The sequence below is a fragment of the Streptomyces sp. NPDC057616 genome (assembly GCF_042800575.1).
Lineage (GTDB): Bacteria > Actinomycetota > Actinomycetes > Streptomycetales > Streptomycetaceae > Streptomyces.
The window spans coordinates 1-15,910 of the sequence record NZ_JBHVGU010000078.1 but is presented as its reverse complement, the minus strand read 5'-3'; the positions used below and the strand labels follow the sequence as shown (position 1 = coordinate 15,910).

Annotated in this window: 14 protein-coding genes; 3 read left to right on the top strand and 11 right to left on the bottom strand. The window is 72.3% G+C overall.

Features of this window, described 5'->3' with window-relative positions; translation table 11 throughout:
* Nucleotides 1-63: 63 nt before the first annotated feature.
* Nucleotides 64-1,122: a DUF2510 domain-containing protein gene (locus ACFU97_RS45385; protein WP_384269007.1), complete on the bottom strand. Its 1,059-nt coding sequence runs from the start codon at nt 1,120-1,122 to the stop codon at nt 64-66.
* Nucleotides 1,123-2,099: 977 nt separating this feature from the next.
* Between ACFU97_RS45385 and ACFU97_RS45380 the strand changes: the two genes are divergently transcribed.
* Entirely contained in the window at nt 2,100-4,784 is a 2,685-nt protein-coding gene (locus ACFU97_RS45380; RefSeq protein WP_384269004.1) for an ATP-binding protein, read from the top strand.
* Nucleotides 4,785-4,796: 12 nt separating this feature from the next.
* Here ACFU97_RS45380 and ACFU97_RS45375 read toward each other — a convergent pair whose 3' ends face one another.
* The 8 genes from ACFU97_RS45375 to ACFU97_RS45340 all read right to left on the bottom strand — a co-directional run bounded on the left by ACFU97_RS45375 (nt 4,797) and on the right by ACFU97_RS45340 (nt 12,200).
* Nucleotides 4,797-5,588 (bottom strand): SDR family NAD(P)-dependent oxidoreductase, encoded by a 792-nt coding sequence (locus tag ACFU97_RS45375; protein WP_384269002.1) that lies wholly within the window; start codon nt 5,586-5,588, stop codon nt 4,797-4,799.
* 64 nt (nt 5,589-5,652) lie between these two features.
* A complete protein-coding gene (gene pcaD / locus ACFU97_RS45370; RefSeq protein WP_384268999.1) occupies nt 5,653-6,780 on the bottom strand; it encodes a 3-oxoadipate enol-lactonase in 1,128 nt (375 codons plus the stop codon).
* The gene (gene pcaB / locus ACFU97_RS45365) at nt 6,777-8,138 is read right to left on the bottom strand and encodes a 3-carboxy-cis,cis-muconate cycloisomerase (RefSeq protein WP_384268995.1); all 1,362 of its coding nucleotides are present in this window, start codon (nt 8,136-8,138) and stop codon (nt 6,777-6,779) included. The genes pcaD and pcaB overlap by 4 nt, the downstream gene beginning before the upstream one ends.
* Nucleotides 8,135-8,740: a protocatechuate 3,4-dioxygenase subunit alpha gene (gene pcaG, locus ACFU97_RS45360; RefSeq protein WP_384268992.1), complete on the bottom strand. Its 606-nt coding sequence runs from the start codon at nt 8,738-8,740 to the stop codon at nt 8,135-8,137. Before pcaG ends, pcaB begins: the two co-directional genes overlap by 4 nt.
* A gap of 6 nt (nt 8,741-8,746) precedes the next feature.
* Entirely contained in the window at nt 8,747-9,520 is a 774-nt protein-coding gene (gene pcaH / locus ACFU97_RS45355; RefSeq protein ID WP_384268990.1) for a protocatechuate 3,4-dioxygenase subunit beta, read from the bottom strand.
* A gap of 27 nt (nt 9,521-9,547) precedes the next feature.
* The gene (locus tag ACFU97_RS45350; RefSeq protein ID WP_384268987.1) at nt 9,548-10,762 is read right to left on the bottom strand and encodes a thiolase family protein; all 1,215 of its coding nucleotides are present in this window, start codon (nt 10,760-10,762) and stop codon (nt 9,548-9,550) included.
* Nucleotides 10,759-11,445, bottom strand: a complete 687-nt coding sequence (locus ACFU97_RS45345; RefSeq protein ID WP_384268984.1) for a CoA transferase subunit B — start codon at nt 11,443-11,445, stop codon at nt 10,759-10,761. The genes ACFU97_RS45350 and ACFU97_RS45345 overlap by 4 nt, the downstream gene beginning before the upstream one ends.
* Nucleotides 11,445-12,200: a CoA transferase subunit A gene (locus ACFU97_RS45340; RefSeq protein WP_384268982.1), complete on the bottom strand. Its 756-nt coding sequence runs from the start codon at nt 12,198-12,200 to the stop codon at nt 11,445-11,447. Before ACFU97_RS45340 ends, ACFU97_RS45345 begins: the two co-directional genes overlap by 1 nt.
* 210 nt (nt 12,201-12,410) lie before the next feature.
* On the opposite strand from ACFU97_RS45340, the gene ACFU97_RS45335 reads away from it, so the two are divergent.
* Complete coding sequence (locus tag ACFU97_RS45335; RefSeq protein ID WP_384268979.1) at nt 12,411-12,875, top strand: MarR family winged helix-turn-helix transcriptional regulator; 465 nt, start codon at nt 12,411-12,413, stop codon at nt 12,873-12,875.
* A 5-nt stretch (nt 12,876-12,880) separates the two neighbouring features.
* Here the strand turns inward: ACFU97_RS45335 and ACFU97_RS45330 are convergent, their stop codons facing one another.
* On the bottom strand, nt 12,881-13,870 hold the full coding sequence (locus ACFU97_RS45330) for a DUF3048 domain-containing protein (protein WP_384268977.1): 990 nt from the start codon (nt 13,868-13,870) through the stop codon (nt 12,881-12,883).
* Between the two features lie 181 nt (nt 13,871-14,051).
* Here ACFU97_RS45330 and ACFU97_RS45325 point away from each other — a divergent pair, with 181 nt between their 5' ends.
* Nucleotides 14,052-15,242 carry a zinc-dependent alcohol dehydrogenase gene (locus ACFU97_RS45325; protein ID WP_384268974.1) on the top strand — a complete coding sequence of 397 codons (1,191 nt, stop codon included), beginning with the start codon at nt 14,052-14,054 and terminating at the stop codon, nt 15,240-15,242.
* A gap of 19 nt (nt 15,243-15,261) precedes the next feature.
* Here the strand turns inward: ACFU97_RS45325 and ACFU97_RS45320 are convergent.
* A partial coding sequence (locus ACFU97_RS45320) for an ATP-dependent DNA ligase (RefSeq protein WP_384268971.1) occupies nt 15,262-15,910 on the bottom strand: 649 nt, incomplete at its 5' end.

Here is a 15,910-nt window from a genome sequence, read left to right as displayed (position 1 = left end):
CCTCCTGAGCGGAGAGGAGCCCCGCCCGGCCGACCGGCGTCCGGGGCCCGATCGGGAGCGGGGTCAGACGTTCTGGCCGCTGCCGCCGCCGGTCGACACCTTGATCCCCTTGGTGATCGTGTCGATGACGGTCTGCTTCTCGGCGACGTCCACACCGAAGCGGACGACGACGATCTGCTGGGCGCCGGCGGGCGAGGGGAACGCGAGCGACTCGACGTAGCCGTCCGAGCCCTTGCTGGTGACCGCCTTCCAGCGGACCAGGTAGCCCTTCTGGCCGGCCACGGTGACCGCCTTGGACGCGAGCACCTCGTGCGAGGTGATCGAGCCGTAGGTCTTGCCGCCGTAGGACTCCTCGGCGTTGGCGGCGATGTCGGCCTTCGCGACCGCTTCCGCCGTGCTGCCCTTGGTGCCCAGGGCCAGCGCGGGCGCCGAGTACGCGCCGCCGTTCGTGCACGTCTGGGACGTGTCGCCTGGGCACTTGTAGGACTTGTCGGACGAGATCTGCGCGCCGACGGACAGCTGCTGCCCGTACCAGTTGTCCGGGATGGGCAGGCTGATCCCGCTGACCCCGTCGGTCACCGATCCGCTGCGGATCTTCGGCGCCTCGGACTGCCCGGGAGCGGGCGACTGACTGCCGCCGCCGTCGGAGCCGCCGGACCCTCCACCGGATCCTCCGCCGAAGGGTCCGCCTTGGCCGCCCGGTCCGCCGGAGGAACCACCCTCCCCGCCGGGACCGCCCTGCCCCTGCCCCGGCTGTGCGGCGCTGCCGCCGCCGGAACCGTCGTTGCCGGCCAGCGCGTACACACCCACACCGATGCACGCCAGAACGACCACGGCCGCCCCGACGGCGATGCCGGTGCGCAGCCCGCGCCGCGACGAGGCCGGCGGCTGGGCCGGATACGCCGGGTAGGTCGGATAGGCGGACGCATCGGCCGGATAGGGCGACGGAGTCGGCTCCGCCCCGGCCGCCGGCGTCTGCGCCGGGGGACCCCATACGGCGGCCGAGCCCGCGGGGCGGGTCCGGTCCGTCCATGCCTTGCCGTCCCACCACCGCTCGGTGGCGGGGCCCTCACTTGTCTGCCCGGGATCGGGATACCACCCGGGAGGAGTCACCTGCGTCATGCCCCCACCGTATGAGGCCCGGGTGAAAGCGGGATGAGAGGACCCCACCGCGCACGGAGTTCTTACGGGCACGGGGTCCTCACCGGGCTCGGTACATCATCGAGCTCGGGTTGCTTACGGGACTCGGGTCCCTCATCGGGCCTGGGGTTCGTCTTCGGGCCTGGGGTTCGTGTTCGGGCCTGGGGTTCGTGTTCGGGCTCGGGTTGCTCCTCGGGCTCCGGGGCCTCGGCGGGCTCGGGGCCTTCCTCGGCTTCCGGGGCCACTCCGGGCGCGGAGGCCTCGTCCGGCGAGGGGTCCTCCCCGGCTCGGGTTCGTCGCCGGGCTCCGGTGCCACTCCGGGGTGCGATCCCTCGCCGGACTCGGGGTCCTCATCGAGTACCACCCACAGCTCCGGCCCCAACCTCCGCTGCCCGCTGTCGGAAGCCGCACCCCGTACCCTCGGACGCTCCCAGGCCTCAGCCCCCTCCCCAAGCTCCGACCCTCTCCCCGAGTTCCGGGCTGTCACGGGGCTCGGGTGGCTCGTCGAGCTCCGGGCCCTCTCCGGGCTCGCGGTCCTCCTCGGACTCGGGTTGGTGCCGGCCCCACCCACCGCTTCGAGTCCTCGCCGGGCTCCGGCTTCACTCCGGACCCCGCCTCCTCGCCGGGCTCGTGGTTCTCCTCGGGGGCGGGGTTCTCGTCGGGCATCAACCACCGCTCCGGCACCCGCCCCCGCTCACGGCTTCCGGTGCGGGATGCAGCGCCGCCGTACCGCACCCCGATCCCGTGCACCTTCGTGTTGTCCGAAAAACCGCGTCATTTCAGCGGGTTTTGACTGTCCGTTACCTTTGGAAGGGCAGATCACAGGGCCGGCGCGTCGCCTCCCCGTACCGGCTGTCACCCATCACGGCAAGAGGTGCCCGGACCGGGCTCCACTTCCTCGATCAGACGGCTACGCTCGAGGTCTGTACGTCGTTCGGGCGACTTGGGGAGGTAGCGGGATGACGGAGGTCCGGCCCACGGAGGCCGCCTCGGCCTCCCTCTGGGAGCGCGACGCGGAAGTCGCCGCCTTCGAGGAGGCGCTCAACACCCTGTGCGCCGACCGCTCGTCCTCGGGCAGCCTGCTGGTGATCAAGGGCGAGGCGGGCATCGGCAAGACCGCCCTGCTGGCCGAGGCCCGCCGCATCGCCGAACGGCGCGGCTGCACGGTCTGGTCGGCCCGCGGCGGGGAGACCCTCAAATCCGTTCCGTTCAACGTCGTACGGCAGTTGCTCCAGCCCGCGCTGGTCTCGCTGATGCCGGAGGAGGCGCGCGAGTACCTCGGCGACTGGTACGACATCGCGGGCCCCGCCCTCGGCATAACGGAACCCGGCGAACGCCAGGCGGACCCGCAGGGCGTCACCGACGGCCTCGTCGCCGGGGTGCGCCGCCTCGCCCGCCGCGACTGGCCGCTCGTCCTGCTGATCGACGACGCCCACTGGGACGACCTGGAGACGCTGCGCTGGCTCGCCGCCTTCGCCGAGCGGCTGGACGACCTCTCCGTACTGGTCGTCGTGGCCCGCCGGCCCGGCGACGTCAGCGGCGAGGGCGCCCGCTATCTGGAGGCGGTCGGCGCCGCCGCGGGCCGGCCGCAGGCCGTCCTGAGCGCCCTCACCCCGGAGGCCACCGCGGGCCTCACCCGCGACACCCTCGGCGCGCACGCCGACGCCCCGTTCTGCCGCGAGGTCTGGGCCGTCACCGGCGGCAACCCGTACGAGACCGTGGAACTCCTCGCCAAGGTGCAGGACAGCGAGCTGGAACCGACCGAGCACGCGGCCGCCGAGCTGCGCGCCCTCAACCGCTCGGCCCGCGGCGGCGGCCTCGTCGCCCGCCTGGAGGAACTCGGCATCGACGCCACCCGGTTCGCCTGGGCGGCCGCGATCCTCGGCACCGGCATCTCCGTCGGCCTGGTGGCCAAGCTCGCCACCATGAGCCTCGACGACGCGGCACGCTGCGCCGAACTCCTCGAAGGCGCCCGCATCCTGACCGAACCCGATCCGGCGAACGCCCAGATGGGCGACGGCGACCTGGAGTTCGTGCACCCGCTGATCGCCTCCGCCGTCTACAACTCCATCCCGGACGCCCTGCGCACCGCCATGCACGGCATCGCCGCCCAGGTCGTCACGGACTCCGGACTCGGCGCCGCGATGGCCTCCCGGCATCTGCTCCAGGTGCATCCGGACGACGACGAGGAGCTGGTCGAGCAGTTGCGTGAGGCCGCCCGCGAGCACCTCGCCGTCGGCGCGCCCGACGCGGCCCGCCGCTGCCTCGAACGCGCCCTGCTGGAACCGCCGCTCCCGGAGGTCCACGCACGGGTGCTCTTCGAACTCGGCTGCGCCACGCTGCTGACCGCGCCCGCGACCACCATCGACCATCTGCAGTCCGCGCTCGCGATGCCCGGGCTCGACGCCGAGGAGCGCGTCGACGCCGTCGTCCGGCTCTCCCAGGCCCTGCTCCACAACGACCAGTTGGGGGAGGCCGTCCGCACCGTGGAGGCGGAGGCCGCGCGGCACGAGGACGGGCCCGCGAGGCTGCGGCTGCAGGCGGTGCAGTACATGTGGGAGGGCATCTACGCCGGCGAGTCGAACTCGCCGGGACGCTCCGAACGCCTCGCCGACCTCGCCCGCACCTGCACCGGCCGCAACAACTCCGAGCGCGCCCTGCTCATGCTGCGCGGCTTCGACGCGCTGCTGCAGGGGGAGAGTGCGGAGGAGGTCGTCGAAGCGTGCGACCGGGCTCTGGTGAATGGGCGACTCGCACCGGGGCTCGGCTGGACCAACACCGAGTGGGGCATCGAGCTGCTGCTGATGCTCTCCAATTCCTACGCCTACACCGACCGACTCGACCGCTCCGAAAGCCTCTACAACGAAGCCCTGCGTACCTACGAGCAGGCCGGCTGGAGCGGCGGTCACCTCTCCCTCGCCCACGCTCATATCGGCCTCGTGCACCGCAGGCGCGGCAGGCTCCGGGAGGCGGAGGCGTCCCTGCGCGAGGCGCTGCGCCTCGCCGAGCGCGTCGGTCGCGGACTGCCCCTGTACTGGTGCGCCACCAGCAACCTCGTCGACGTCCTGCTCGCCCGCGGCCATGTGGAGGAGGCCTGGGCGATCGCCGACCAGTACGGCTTCGCGCCGCCCTATCCGTCCCCCATGGTGATGCACGACCCGCGGTCCGTGCGCGGCCGGCTGCTGCTCGCCGTGGGCCGCACCACGGACGGCATCAACGAACTGGAGGAGGCCGAGAAGGACGCGACAGCGCGAGGACACCACAACCCGGTGGTGCTTCCCTGGGCGTTCAACCTCGCCCGCGCCCTCGCCACACAGGATCCGGTCCGCGCCGCGCAACTGTCGTCGGACGCCCGGCGGCAGGCCGAGCGGTTCGGTACGGACACGGCGATCGGCGAGGCGCTGAGGTGTGCCGCCGCGCTGGAGACCGGTCAGCGCGCGGTTCGTCTCGCCGCGCAGGCCGTGGCCTACCTGGAAGCTTCGCCGTGCCAGTACGAACACGCTGCCGCTCGGGTCGAGTACGGGATCGCCGCGCGGTCCGTGGCCGAACTCAACCGGGGCCTCGCGCTTGCCCGTTCGTGTGGTGCGGACGGGTTGGTGACGAAGGCCCGGGAAGTGCTGGAGACGGGACGGGGACTGCGCTGAGGGCGGGAAGCCCTACAGCGCCAGCAGTTGGTCCGTCACCGTCGTCAGGCGTTTTTGCAGGGTGGGGTCGTACGTGTCCTCGTGGGCTCGGGCGGGGGTCGTGCCGTCGAAGTAGGTGCCCGTGCCGTGGTCCTCGGTGGCCAGGGCGAGCACGCCAGGGGCGCCGTCGGCGACCGTGTTCCAGGGGGTGACGCCGCCCTCGCGGACCATGGCCGTGTCCATGAAGGTCGCGGGGTGCAGGACGTTCACCGCGACGCCCGTGCCCGCCAGTTCCCCGGCCAGGGCGAACGTGTGGGCCGCCAGGGCGAACTTGGCGCGGCGGTAGGCCGCGAAGCCGTCGTAGCCGCGGCGGTACTCGATGTCGTCGAAGTCGAGCGGATCCTGGCCGGCCGAGCCGACGTTGACGATGCGGGACGGTGCGTTCGCGCGCAGGACCGGCAGGAGGGCGCGGGTCAGGACCACGGGGGCCAAGTAGTTGACCGCCAGGCGCAGTTCGTGGCCGTCCGCACTCAACTCCCGTGCCCCGCCGGGCGCGCCCGCGCCGACGCCCGCGTTGTTGATCAGCACGTCCAGGTCGGGGTGGGCCCCGGCGACGTGCGCGCCCAGCTCGCGCACCTGTGAGAGCGAGGCCAGGTCGGCGACGAAACCCTCCGCGTCCCCCTCCGCCCGCAGCTCCGCGACCAGCTGCTCCGTGCGGCCCGCGTCGCGGCCGTGCGCGAGGACGACGTGCCCGGCGCGCACCAGCTCGAAGGCGACGTAGCGGCCCAGGCCCGAGGTGGCGCCGGTGATCAGAGTGGTGGACATGCCTCCACCGTAGGCACGCGGTGAAGGCATGTGCGAGATGCTGCTGAGGCTACGACCACCAGGGTCACCCTCCCTGGCCGTCCTCCTCCGCCAGGACCCGCTGGGCCGCCGCGAACGCGGAGTTCGCCGCCGGGACCCCGCAGTACACGGCCGTCTGGAGCAGGACGGCGCCGATCTCCTCGGGCGTGAGCCCGTTGTGCCGGGCCGCCCGGACGTGCATGGCCAGCTCGTCGTAGTGACCGTGCGCGACCAGGGCCGTCAGCGTGATCATGCTGCGCTCACGGCGCGAGAGCGTCGGGTCGGTCCAGATCTCGCCCCAGGCGTAGCGCGAGATGAAGTCCTGGAAGTGGGCGGTGAAGGGCGTCTGGCGGGCCTGCGCCCGGTCCACGTGCGGGTCGCCGAGCACCTCCCGCCGTACCTCCATGCCCCGCCGGGCGCCCCCGTCGAGGTGCGCCCGCAGCGCGGTCAGGACCGCCTCGGGGCACTGCGCCGGAGCCAGGTGCCCGGCGCCGGGGAGTTCGACGAGGGTGGAGCCGGCGACGGCGTCCGCGATCTCCCGCAGGTGCGGGGGCGGGGTCGCCTTGTCCTCGCGGCCGGCGATCAGCAGCGTGGGCACGGAGATCTCCGCCAGCCGGTCGCGCAGGTCGAAGGCGGCCAGCGCGTCGCAGCAGGCGGCATAGACCTCGGGGTCGGCCTCCGCCTGGTCGCGCACCAGCCGCGGCACGGTGAAACCGGGGGTGAACCAGCGCGCGTCCGCGCTCTCCACCAGGAAGTCCAGGCCCTCGCGCCGTACGCGCTCGGCCCGCTCCTCCCACGGCTTGGCCCCGTTGAAGTGCGCCGACGAGCAGATCGCGGCCAGCGACGTCACCCGGTCCGGGTGGTGCAGGGCGAGATGCAGTCCTACGGCCCCGCCCAGCGACACACCGGCGTAGGCGAACCGGTCGATGCCGAGCGAGTCGGCGAGCGCGAGCACCAGGCCGGCCAGGTCGGCGACCGTGGCGCCGGGTCCGATCAGCCCGGGCGCCGACCCGCCGTGTCCGGGCAGGTCCCAGCGCACCACGCGATGCGTGATCGACAGCTCGGGCGCCACCGTGTCCCACAGGGCGTACGACGTGCCGAGCGAGGGCCCGAGCAGCAGCGGGGGAGCGGAAGCGGGCCCCTCGGCACGGTGGTTGAGGAGTTTCTCGGTCAACGTCGCTCCAGTGCGCGGTCGGTGAGGACTCCGGCGGAGCCCGTGTAGCGGGCGGGGTCGGTGAGGTGGTCGAGATCGACGTCCTTCAACTCCGGTTCTTCGGCGAGCAGTTCACGCAGCGGACGGCCCTCGGCGTAGGTGCGCGCGGCCAGCTCCGTGAGCAGCTCCTTGGCGCGGGCGCGCCCCAGTACCGGAGCCAGCTCGGCGGACAGGCGTTCCGAGACGATCAACCCGTGGGTGAGGGCGAGGTGGTCGCGCATCGCGTCCGCGTTCACCCGCAGCCCCTCGGCGAGTTCGGCGGCGTCCCGGGCCGCTCCGCCGACCAGCCGCAGCAGGTCGCGCAGGGGTTCCCATTCGGCGTGCCAGGCCCCGGCCGGGCGCTCGTCCTCGGCGGCCTGCGCGCCGAACAGCGTGGCCGCGAGCTGCGGCGCCCGCCGGGCCGCCGCCGCGATCAGCGTCGACCGGACCGGGTTGGCCTTGTGCGGCATGGCCGACGAGCCGCCGCCGCTGCCCTCGGCGACCTCGGCGATCTCGGTGCGGCCCAGTGCCAGCACGTCCACGGCCGGCTTGCCGAGCGCCCCGGCCGTGAAGGCAAGGCAGCCCGCGAGATCGGCGATCGGCGTGCGCAGGGTGTGCCAGGGCAGGAGCGGTTCGCGCAGGCCGAGTTCGCGGGCGAAGGCCGCCGTCAGGGCCTGCGGGTCCCGGGCGCCGTAGGCGGTGAAGGCCGCCAACGTTCCGGCCGCGCCGCCGAGTTGGGCCGGAAGACCGTCCCGTACGGCGCCGATGCGGTCCCGTGCGTCCAGGACGAGCGAGCGCCAGCCTGCCGCCTTCAGCCCGAGCGTCGTCGGTACGGCGTGCTGGGTGAGGGTGCGGCCCGGCATCGCCGTGTCACGGTGCTCGGCGGCCAGCCGGGCCAGCGCCCGTTCGGTGCGCCCGAGGTCGGCGAGCACCAGGTCGAGAGTGCGCACGGCGACCAGCATCGTCGCCGTGTCCATGATGTCCTGGCTGGTCGCACCCCGGTGTACGTAGGGCCCGTACTCCGCACCGACCGCCTTCGTCAGATCGGCGACCAGCGGGATGACCGGGTTGCCGCCGCCGCGCGCACGCTCGGCGAGGGACCGTACGTCGAAGCGGCCGGCGTCGGCCGCCTCGGTCACTGTCGCCGCGGCCCCGGCCGGAGCGAGCTCCAGCGCCGCCTGCGCCCGGGTGAGCGCCGCCTCCGCGTCGAGCAGGGCCTGCAGGTAGGCCACGTCGCCGGTCGCGGACGCGGCGGGGGAGCCCGCCCACCCGGGGGCGAGCAGGCCGGTGTCGTCGGGATCGACTGCGGGCACCTCCCGCCCGAAGGGTGGGGGAGTCACTGGAACTCCAGGAAGACCGTCTCGCCTTCGCCCTGAAGGCGGATGTCGAAACGGTAGGTGCCCTTGCCGTCGTCCTTCGCGATCAGCGTGCCGCGGCGCGCCTCGTCCAGCCGGGTCAGCAGCGGGTCGGCCGCGAGCGCCGCCTCGTCGCCCGGCAGATAGATCCGGGTGAACAGGTGCATCAGCAGCCCGCGCGCGAAGACGCACACGCTGATGTACGGCGCGCTCTGCCCGCGCGCGCCGGGCCGCAGCGTCCGTGCGTACCAGTGGCCGTTGGCGTCCGTCTGGATACGCCCCCAGCCGGTGAACTCCACGCCGTTGCGGCCCAGATAGCCGCCGCTCGCCGGGTCGCGCCGGATCGAGCCGTCCGTCGTCGGCACTCGGCCGTCGGGGTCGGCGCCCCACAGCTCCACGAAGGCGTCCGGCAGCGGATTGCCCTCGCCGTCGTAGACGTATCCCTGGAGCGTGATGGTGTCCGGGTGCCCGACCGGCGCGATGTCACCGCCGCCCGGGAACGGCAGCGCGTACCCGTAGAAGGGGCCGACCGTGTGCGAGGGCGTGGGCAGGACGGTCTCGGGCCGACTCGTGTCGATCTTCGTCATGGCAGGTCAGCGCCCTTCTTCGATCCAGGTGGCGTTCGGGCCGTCCAGCACGATGTCCCAGTGGTAGCCCATCGAGAACTCCGGCACCGACAGGCTGTGGTCGTACGTCGCCACCAGCCGCTGGCGCGCCGCGTCGTCGGTGACGGACTGGATGATCGGGTCGTACGAGAACAGCGGATCGGCCGGGAAGTACATCTGCGTCACCAGCCGCTGCGTGAACGCCGAGCCGAACATCGAGAAGTGGATGTGCGCCGGACGCCAGGCGTTGAGGTGGTTGCGCCAGGGGTACGGGCCCGGCTGGATGGTGGTGAAGCGGTAGCCGCCGTCGGCGTCGGTGATCGTACGGCCGACTCCGGTGAAGTTCGGGTCCAGCGGCGCGTCGTGCTGCTCGCGCTGATGGGCGTACCGCCCGGCCGAGTTGGCCTGCCAGATCTCGACGAGCTGACCGCGGATCGGACGGCCGTCGCGGTCCAGGAGGCGGCCGGAGACCGTGATGCGCTCGCCGATCGGCTCGCCCCGGTGGTGCCGGGTGAGGTCGTTGTCGATCTCGGTTATGTCGCGCTCGCCGAAGGCGGGCGAGTGCAGCTCCACCAGCTCCGGGTCCTTGCTGACGTCGATGGAGACGGGCGGCTGCCGGGGGTGGCGCAGGATCGACGAGCGGTACGGCGCGTAGTCGCGGCGCGGGTGGTGCTCGACGGGGGCACCGTCGGCGACCCGCTTCTCGTACGCGGCGTGTTCGGCCGCGATCTCCTGGTCGATGTCGTGTTGCGTGAGAGTCATGGGGTTTCCTCGGACTTCCCGGGTTTCCTAGCGTTCGAGGACGAGGGCGAGGCCTTGTCCGACGCCGATGCAGAGGGTGGCGATGCCGGTGCCGCTGCCGCGGCGGGCGAGTTGATGGGCGACGGTGCCGGCCAGCCGGGCTCCCGAGGCACCCAGCGGATGCCCCAACGCGATCGCCCCGCCCTGCGGGTTGAGGATCGCCGGATCGAACTCCGGCCACTCGGCCACACAGCCCAGCACCTGCGCCGCGAACGCCTCGTTCAGCTCCAGCACATCCACATCCGCGAACGACCGGCCGGCCTTGGCCAGCGCCCGGTTGACCGCCTCGACCGGCGCCAGACCGAAGTAGTCCGGATCCAGCGCGTGCACCCCGGTGGCGCTGACCCGGGCCAGCGGCTCACGACCGGTGGCCTTCAACCCCGCCGCGTCGGTCAGCAGCAGCGCCGCCGCCCCGTCGTTGAGCGGCGAGGCGTTCCCGGCGGTCACGGTGCCGTGCTCGGTGCGGAAGGACGGCTTGAGCCGGCCCATCGCCGCCAGCGACGCATCCGCGCGCACGCACTCATCGGCGGTGAACGGGATCGGGTCGCCCCCGCGCCGCGCCACCGGGACCGGGGCCAACTCCGGCGCGAACAGACCCTGCTGCTGCGCGGCCGCCGCCTTGCGATGGCTGGCCAGCGCGTATTCGTCCTGCTGCTCACGGCTGATCTTGTGCTTGTCGGCGATGCGTTCCGCCGACTCGCCCAGCGGGATCGTCCACCGCGGATCCATCAGCGGGTTGACCATCCGCCAGCCCAGCGTCGTCGAGTACAACTCGGCGTGCCCGGCCGGGAAGGGCCGCTCGCTCTTGGGCAGCACATAGGGGGCCCGGGTCATCGACTCCACCCCGCCGGCCAGGGCGATGGAGGCATCCCCGGCGGCGATCGCCCGGGCGGCCTGGACCACCGCCTCCAGCCCCGACGCACACAACCGGTTGACCGTCACCCCCGGCACGCTGGTGGGCAGGCCCGCGAGCAGGCCGGCCATCCGCGCCACGTTGCGGTTGTCCTCACCCGCCCCGTTCGCGTTGCCCACGTACACGTCCTCGATCCGCGACGGATCCAACTCCGGCGTACGGGCCAGGAGCTCACGGATCGCGTGCGCGGCCAGATCATCCGGACGCACACCCGCCAGACCGCCGTTGTAGCGGCCGAACGGGGTACGCACCGCATCGACGACGAACACATCCTTGCGGGCATGGCTCATGACTGGATCTCCTCCGGGATGTGCACCTGGGCCGCCGTCTTCGCGATCTCCTCCGGGATGTGCACCTTGGCCGCCGTCTTCGCGATGATCTCCTCGACGCCCACCCCGGGCGCGCTCTCCACCAGCACCAGCCCGCCCGCGGTGACGTCCAGGACGGCCAGGTCGGTGATGATGCGATCCACGCACCCCTTCCCGGTCAGCGGCAGCACGCACTCCTGCAGGATCTTCGCGCTGCCGTCCTTCGCGCAGTGCGTCATCACCACGATCACCGTGCGCGCCCCGTGCACCAGGTCCATCGCCCCACCGATCCCCGTGATCAGCTTCCCGGGGATCGCCCAGTTCGCCAGGTCCCCGCACGCCGAGACCTGCATCGCCCCCAGCACCGCGACATCGATGTGCCCGCCCCGGATCATCGAGAACGACAGCGCCGAATCGAAGAACGACGCCCCCGGCAGGACCGTCACCGTCTCCTTGCCCGCATTGATCAGATCCGCATCCACCCCGTCCTCGGCCGGATACGGGCCGGTACCCAAGATCCCGTTCTCCGACTCCAGCACCACCTCCACCCCCACCGGCAGATAGTTCGGAATCAGCGTGGGCAGCCCGATGCCCAGATTCACGTACTGGCCGTCTTCGAGTTCACGGGCCGCGCGGGCCGCCATCTGCCCCCGGCTCCAGGCCATCAGCTGCTCACCGTCCGCTGCTCGATCTTCTTGTCCGCCGCCTGCGCCGCACTCAACGCCACCACCCGCCGCACGAAGATCCCCGGCAGATGCACCGCGTCCGGATCGATCTCACCCGGCTCGACCAGCTCCTCCACCTCCGCGATCGTCACCCTCCCGGCCATCGCCGCCAGCGGATTGAAGTTCCGCGCCGACTTGTTGAACACCAAGTTCCCGTGCCGATCCCCCCGCGCCGCGCGCACCAGGGCGAAATCCGTGCGAATCCCCCGCTCCAGCACATACTCGACGCCGTCGAACTCACGCACCTCCTTCGGCGGCGAGGCCAGCGCCACCCCGCCCGCACCGTCATAGCGCCACGGCAACCCGCCCTCGGCGACCTGCGTGCCCACCCCGGCCGGCGTGTAGAACGCCGGAATGCCCGCACCCCCGGCCCGCAGCCGCTCCGCCAGCGTGCCCTGCGGAATCAGCTCCACCTCCAACTCACCCGCCAGATACTGCCGCGCGAACTCCCTGTTCGCCCCGATGTAGGAACCCGTCACCCGCGCGATCCGGCCCGCCGCCAGCAACACCGCCAACCCGCTGTCCATCGCCCCACAGTTGTTCGACACCACCGACAACCCCGCCACACCCCGCTCGAACAGGGCCTGGATCAGCACACTCGGCACCCCGCTCAACCCGAACCCGCCCACCGCCAGCGACGCACCCTCCGGCACATCCACCACCGCATCAGCGGCTGTGGCGACCACCTTGTCCATCCGTGAAGCCCCATCCCGTCCGTGTACCCGGTCCTCAATTACTCAGGGCACTGAGTATTTCGGTGAAGTTTCTTTCACGCTGCCACTGTCCCCGCGAGGCGTCAAGACCCCGGCGAAGTGCGAGGTCAGTGACGGCTGCAGCGAGGGAGACAGTTATCGTCGTCTCCGGGTATCGTCAGTGCACCAACGATTTCGACCTCGGGAGCGCACATGGCCGCGGTGGACCTCACCACCCACCCCGGGCACCTGGCCCGGCGGCTGCAGCAGGCCCACTACCTGCTGTGGAACACGATGGTCTCGGAAGAGATCACCTCGCCGCAGTTCGCGGTCCTCAACGCGCTCGTCGCCGAGCCGGGCCTGGACCAGCGCACGGTGGGGGAGCGGGTGGGGCTCGACCGGTCGACGATCGCCGAGGTGATCAGCCGGCTCGGCCGGCGCGGGCTGGTGGACAAGGTGCGTGATCCGCAGGACGGCCGCCGTTTCCTGCTGCGCCTGACCGAGGAGGGCCTGCGCACCCACCGCAAGCTGACCGTGCGCACGGCGCGGATGAACCAGGTGTTCCTGGCGCCGCTCTCCGCCGACGAGCAGACGGTCTTCTTCGACCTCATCCGGCGGGTCGCCGACGCCGCCGAGGGGCTCCGCAACCCGGCGGAACCCCTCGTGGCACAGGGCTGACCCGGTCATGAGGCCGCGGCCAGCACCACCCACACCTGGCCCTTGGCGAAGTTGACCGGCTTGCCGTCCTTCGTCGTGAAGTCGGTGCCGTCCGTGGCCTTCCCGCGCCGCCAGTCGACGTCGTAGACGCGCCCGTCGCGCAGCACGCTCGCCTTTCCCGAGCCCACCGTCTCGGTGTACGGCGTGTTGTTGCCGAGGACGTCGTGGAAGGCGGACTTGTGCATCTTCACGTACTGCACGACGACCGTCGCGGGTGCCACCCGCTTGCCGTCGGTCGTCACGGTGGGTGTCCCGTCCATCGCGACCAGGTAGCGGTGCAGGTCCGGGGACCAGGTGAAGGTGAAGCCGGCGGCCGGGTAGTGGATCGTGCGCGTGGTCTCGGCCTTTCCGCCGGCGGGTGCGGCGCCGTAGCGGAAGCCGGTGGTGAGGGCGTCCGGGCCCGGTGCCGCGTGCATCAGGCGGTCGGGGCGCAGGTAGAGGTTGTGGGGTGCGGGTTTACCGGTGCCGCGGAAGTAGGCGTCGGTGGCTTTCGCGGGCGGCTCCGGGTTCAGGGGTGCCTGGTCGATGAGCGGCAGCAGCTTGTGCTGGGCGCCGGAGAAGGCGAGCGTCGGGTTGTCGAACTGGCGCAGCAGCTCCAGGTCCGACTCGCGGGCGCTGCGCACCGGCCCGACGGCCGGCGGCAGCGTCGTCGCGAACACCGCCATCAGGCGGCTGAGGCCGCCCTCGACCTGCTCGGCGTAGACGACGTCGGCGGCGTCCAGGCCGGTCTGGGGCCGGGCCGCGGGCGCGTTGTCGATCTTCACGGCGAGTACGGGGCGGACGGCGGCGCTCTGCCGCGGGGTCGGCGTCTTCAGCGCGCCGCGTCCGTCGTCGGCCGGGCCGTGCTGTCCCGTGCAGCTCGCCGCCAGCGCGGCCGTCACCGAGGCGGCGAGCAGCGCCACCGCCGTGGAGGTGCGTCGCAGGCGTCTCTTCCGTCTCGTGTTCACCGTGGCCACCACATCCCGTGTAAATGATTGTGCGCTTATACGTTCATTGGTGCCCATACCCGCGTGGTTCTGATTGCGCGCGTTGAATACGCCCATTGGCCCCCGAACCTGCTTCGGGAGGTGGACGCCCGGGTACCCGGGCCGCACCGCAGGACCGGACGGACCGGAGTGACGGAGGGAGCGCCACGCGATGAAGGCTGTGACCTGGCAGGGGAAGCGGGACGTACGGGTGGAGGACATGCCCGATCCGAGGATCCAGGAGCCCACGGACGCCGTCATCCGCATCACGTCGACAGGGCTGTGCGGCTCGGATCTGCACCTGTACGAGGTGCTCACACCGTTCATGACACCGGGCGACATCCTCGGACACGAACCGATGGGCATCGTCGAGGAGGTCGGGCCCGGGGTGCCGGACCTCGCGGCGGGCGACCGGGTCGTGGTGCCGTTCCAGATCGCCTGCGGCAACTGCTGGATGTGCCTGACGGGCCTGCCGACGCAGTGCGAGACCACCCAGGTGTCGAGCGAGGGCATGGGGGCCGCGCTGTTCGGCTACACGCGGCTGTACGGTGCGGTGCCGGGCGCCCAGGCCGAGTATCTGCGCGTGCCGCAGGCCCAGTTCGGGCCGATCAAGGTGCCGGAGGGGCCGCCCGACGACCGCTTCGTCTACCTCTCCGACGTGCTGCCCACCGCCTGGCAGGCGGTCGAGTACGCGGGCGTCCCACAGGGCGGCAGCGTCGCCGTGCTCGGCCTCGGGCCGATCGGTGACATGGCCTGCCGGGTCGCCCAGGTGCGCGGTGCCGGCCAGGTGCTCGGCGTCGACCTGGTGAGCGAGCGGCTGCGCCGGGCCCGCGCGCGGGGTGTGGAGACCTTCGACATCAGGAGCTTCGACGGCGAGAAGGAACTCGTCAGCGCGATCCGCGACCAGACCGACGGCCGCGGCCCGGACGCGGTGATCGACGCGGTGGGCACCGAGGCGCACGGCAGCGCGGCGGCCCGGCTGGCCCAGGCGGCCTCGGCCATGCTGCCCCGCAAGATCAGCGGGCCGTTCGCCGAGCGCTTCAGCATCGACCGGCTGGCCGCCCTGTACACGGCCATCGACCTGGTGCGCCGCGGCGGCACGATCTCGCTCAGCGGGGTCTACGGCGGCATGGCCGACCCGATCCCGCTGCTCACGCTGTTCGACAAGCAGATCCAGATCCGGATGGGGCAGGCCAACGTCCGCCGCTGGAGCGACGAGATCATCCCGTATCTGACGGACGAGGACCCGCTCGGCGTCGACGACTTCGCCACCCACCGGCTGCCGCTGTCGGAGGCGCCGCGCGCGTACGAGATGTTCCAGCGCAAGCAGGACGGCGCGGTGAAGGTGCTGATGACGCCCTGAACCGGCCGGCGGGCGGGACTCAGCCGGGGGAGCCGAGGATCTCGTCCAGGTCGTAGCGGACCGGCTCCTCCAGCTGTGCGTACGTGCAGCTCTCCGGGGTGCGGTCCGGGCGCCAGCGGCGGAAGCGTGCCGTGTGCCGAAAGCGCGCACCGTTCTCCATGTGGTCGTAGGCCACCTCGGCGACGCGCTCGGGGCGCAGCGGCACCCAGGACAGGTCCTTCTTGCCCGACCAGCGGCTCGGTGCGCCGGGCAGCCGGGCGTTCTCGTGCGCCGCCTCGTCGGTCCAGGCCGCCCACGGGTGACCCGCCGGGTCCTCCATCCGCAGCGGCTCCAGCTCCTCCACCAGTTCCGCGCGCCGCTTCATGGCGAAGGCGGCCGAGACGCCGACGTGCTGGAGGCGCCCCTGGTCGTCGTGGAGTCCGAGCAGCAGCGAGCCCACGATCGGGCCGCTCTTGTGGAAGCGGTAGCCCGCGACGACGACGTCCGCCGTCCGCTCGTGCTTGATCTTGAACATGGCGCGCTGGTCTGGGAGGTAGCGCAGGGTGAGCGGCTTGGCGATGACGCCGTCCAGGCCTGCGCCCTCGTACTGCTCGAACCAGTCCTGCGCGACCCCGATGTCTTTGTTCGCCGGCGCCAGGTGGACCGGGGCGGTGACGCCCGCCAGCGCC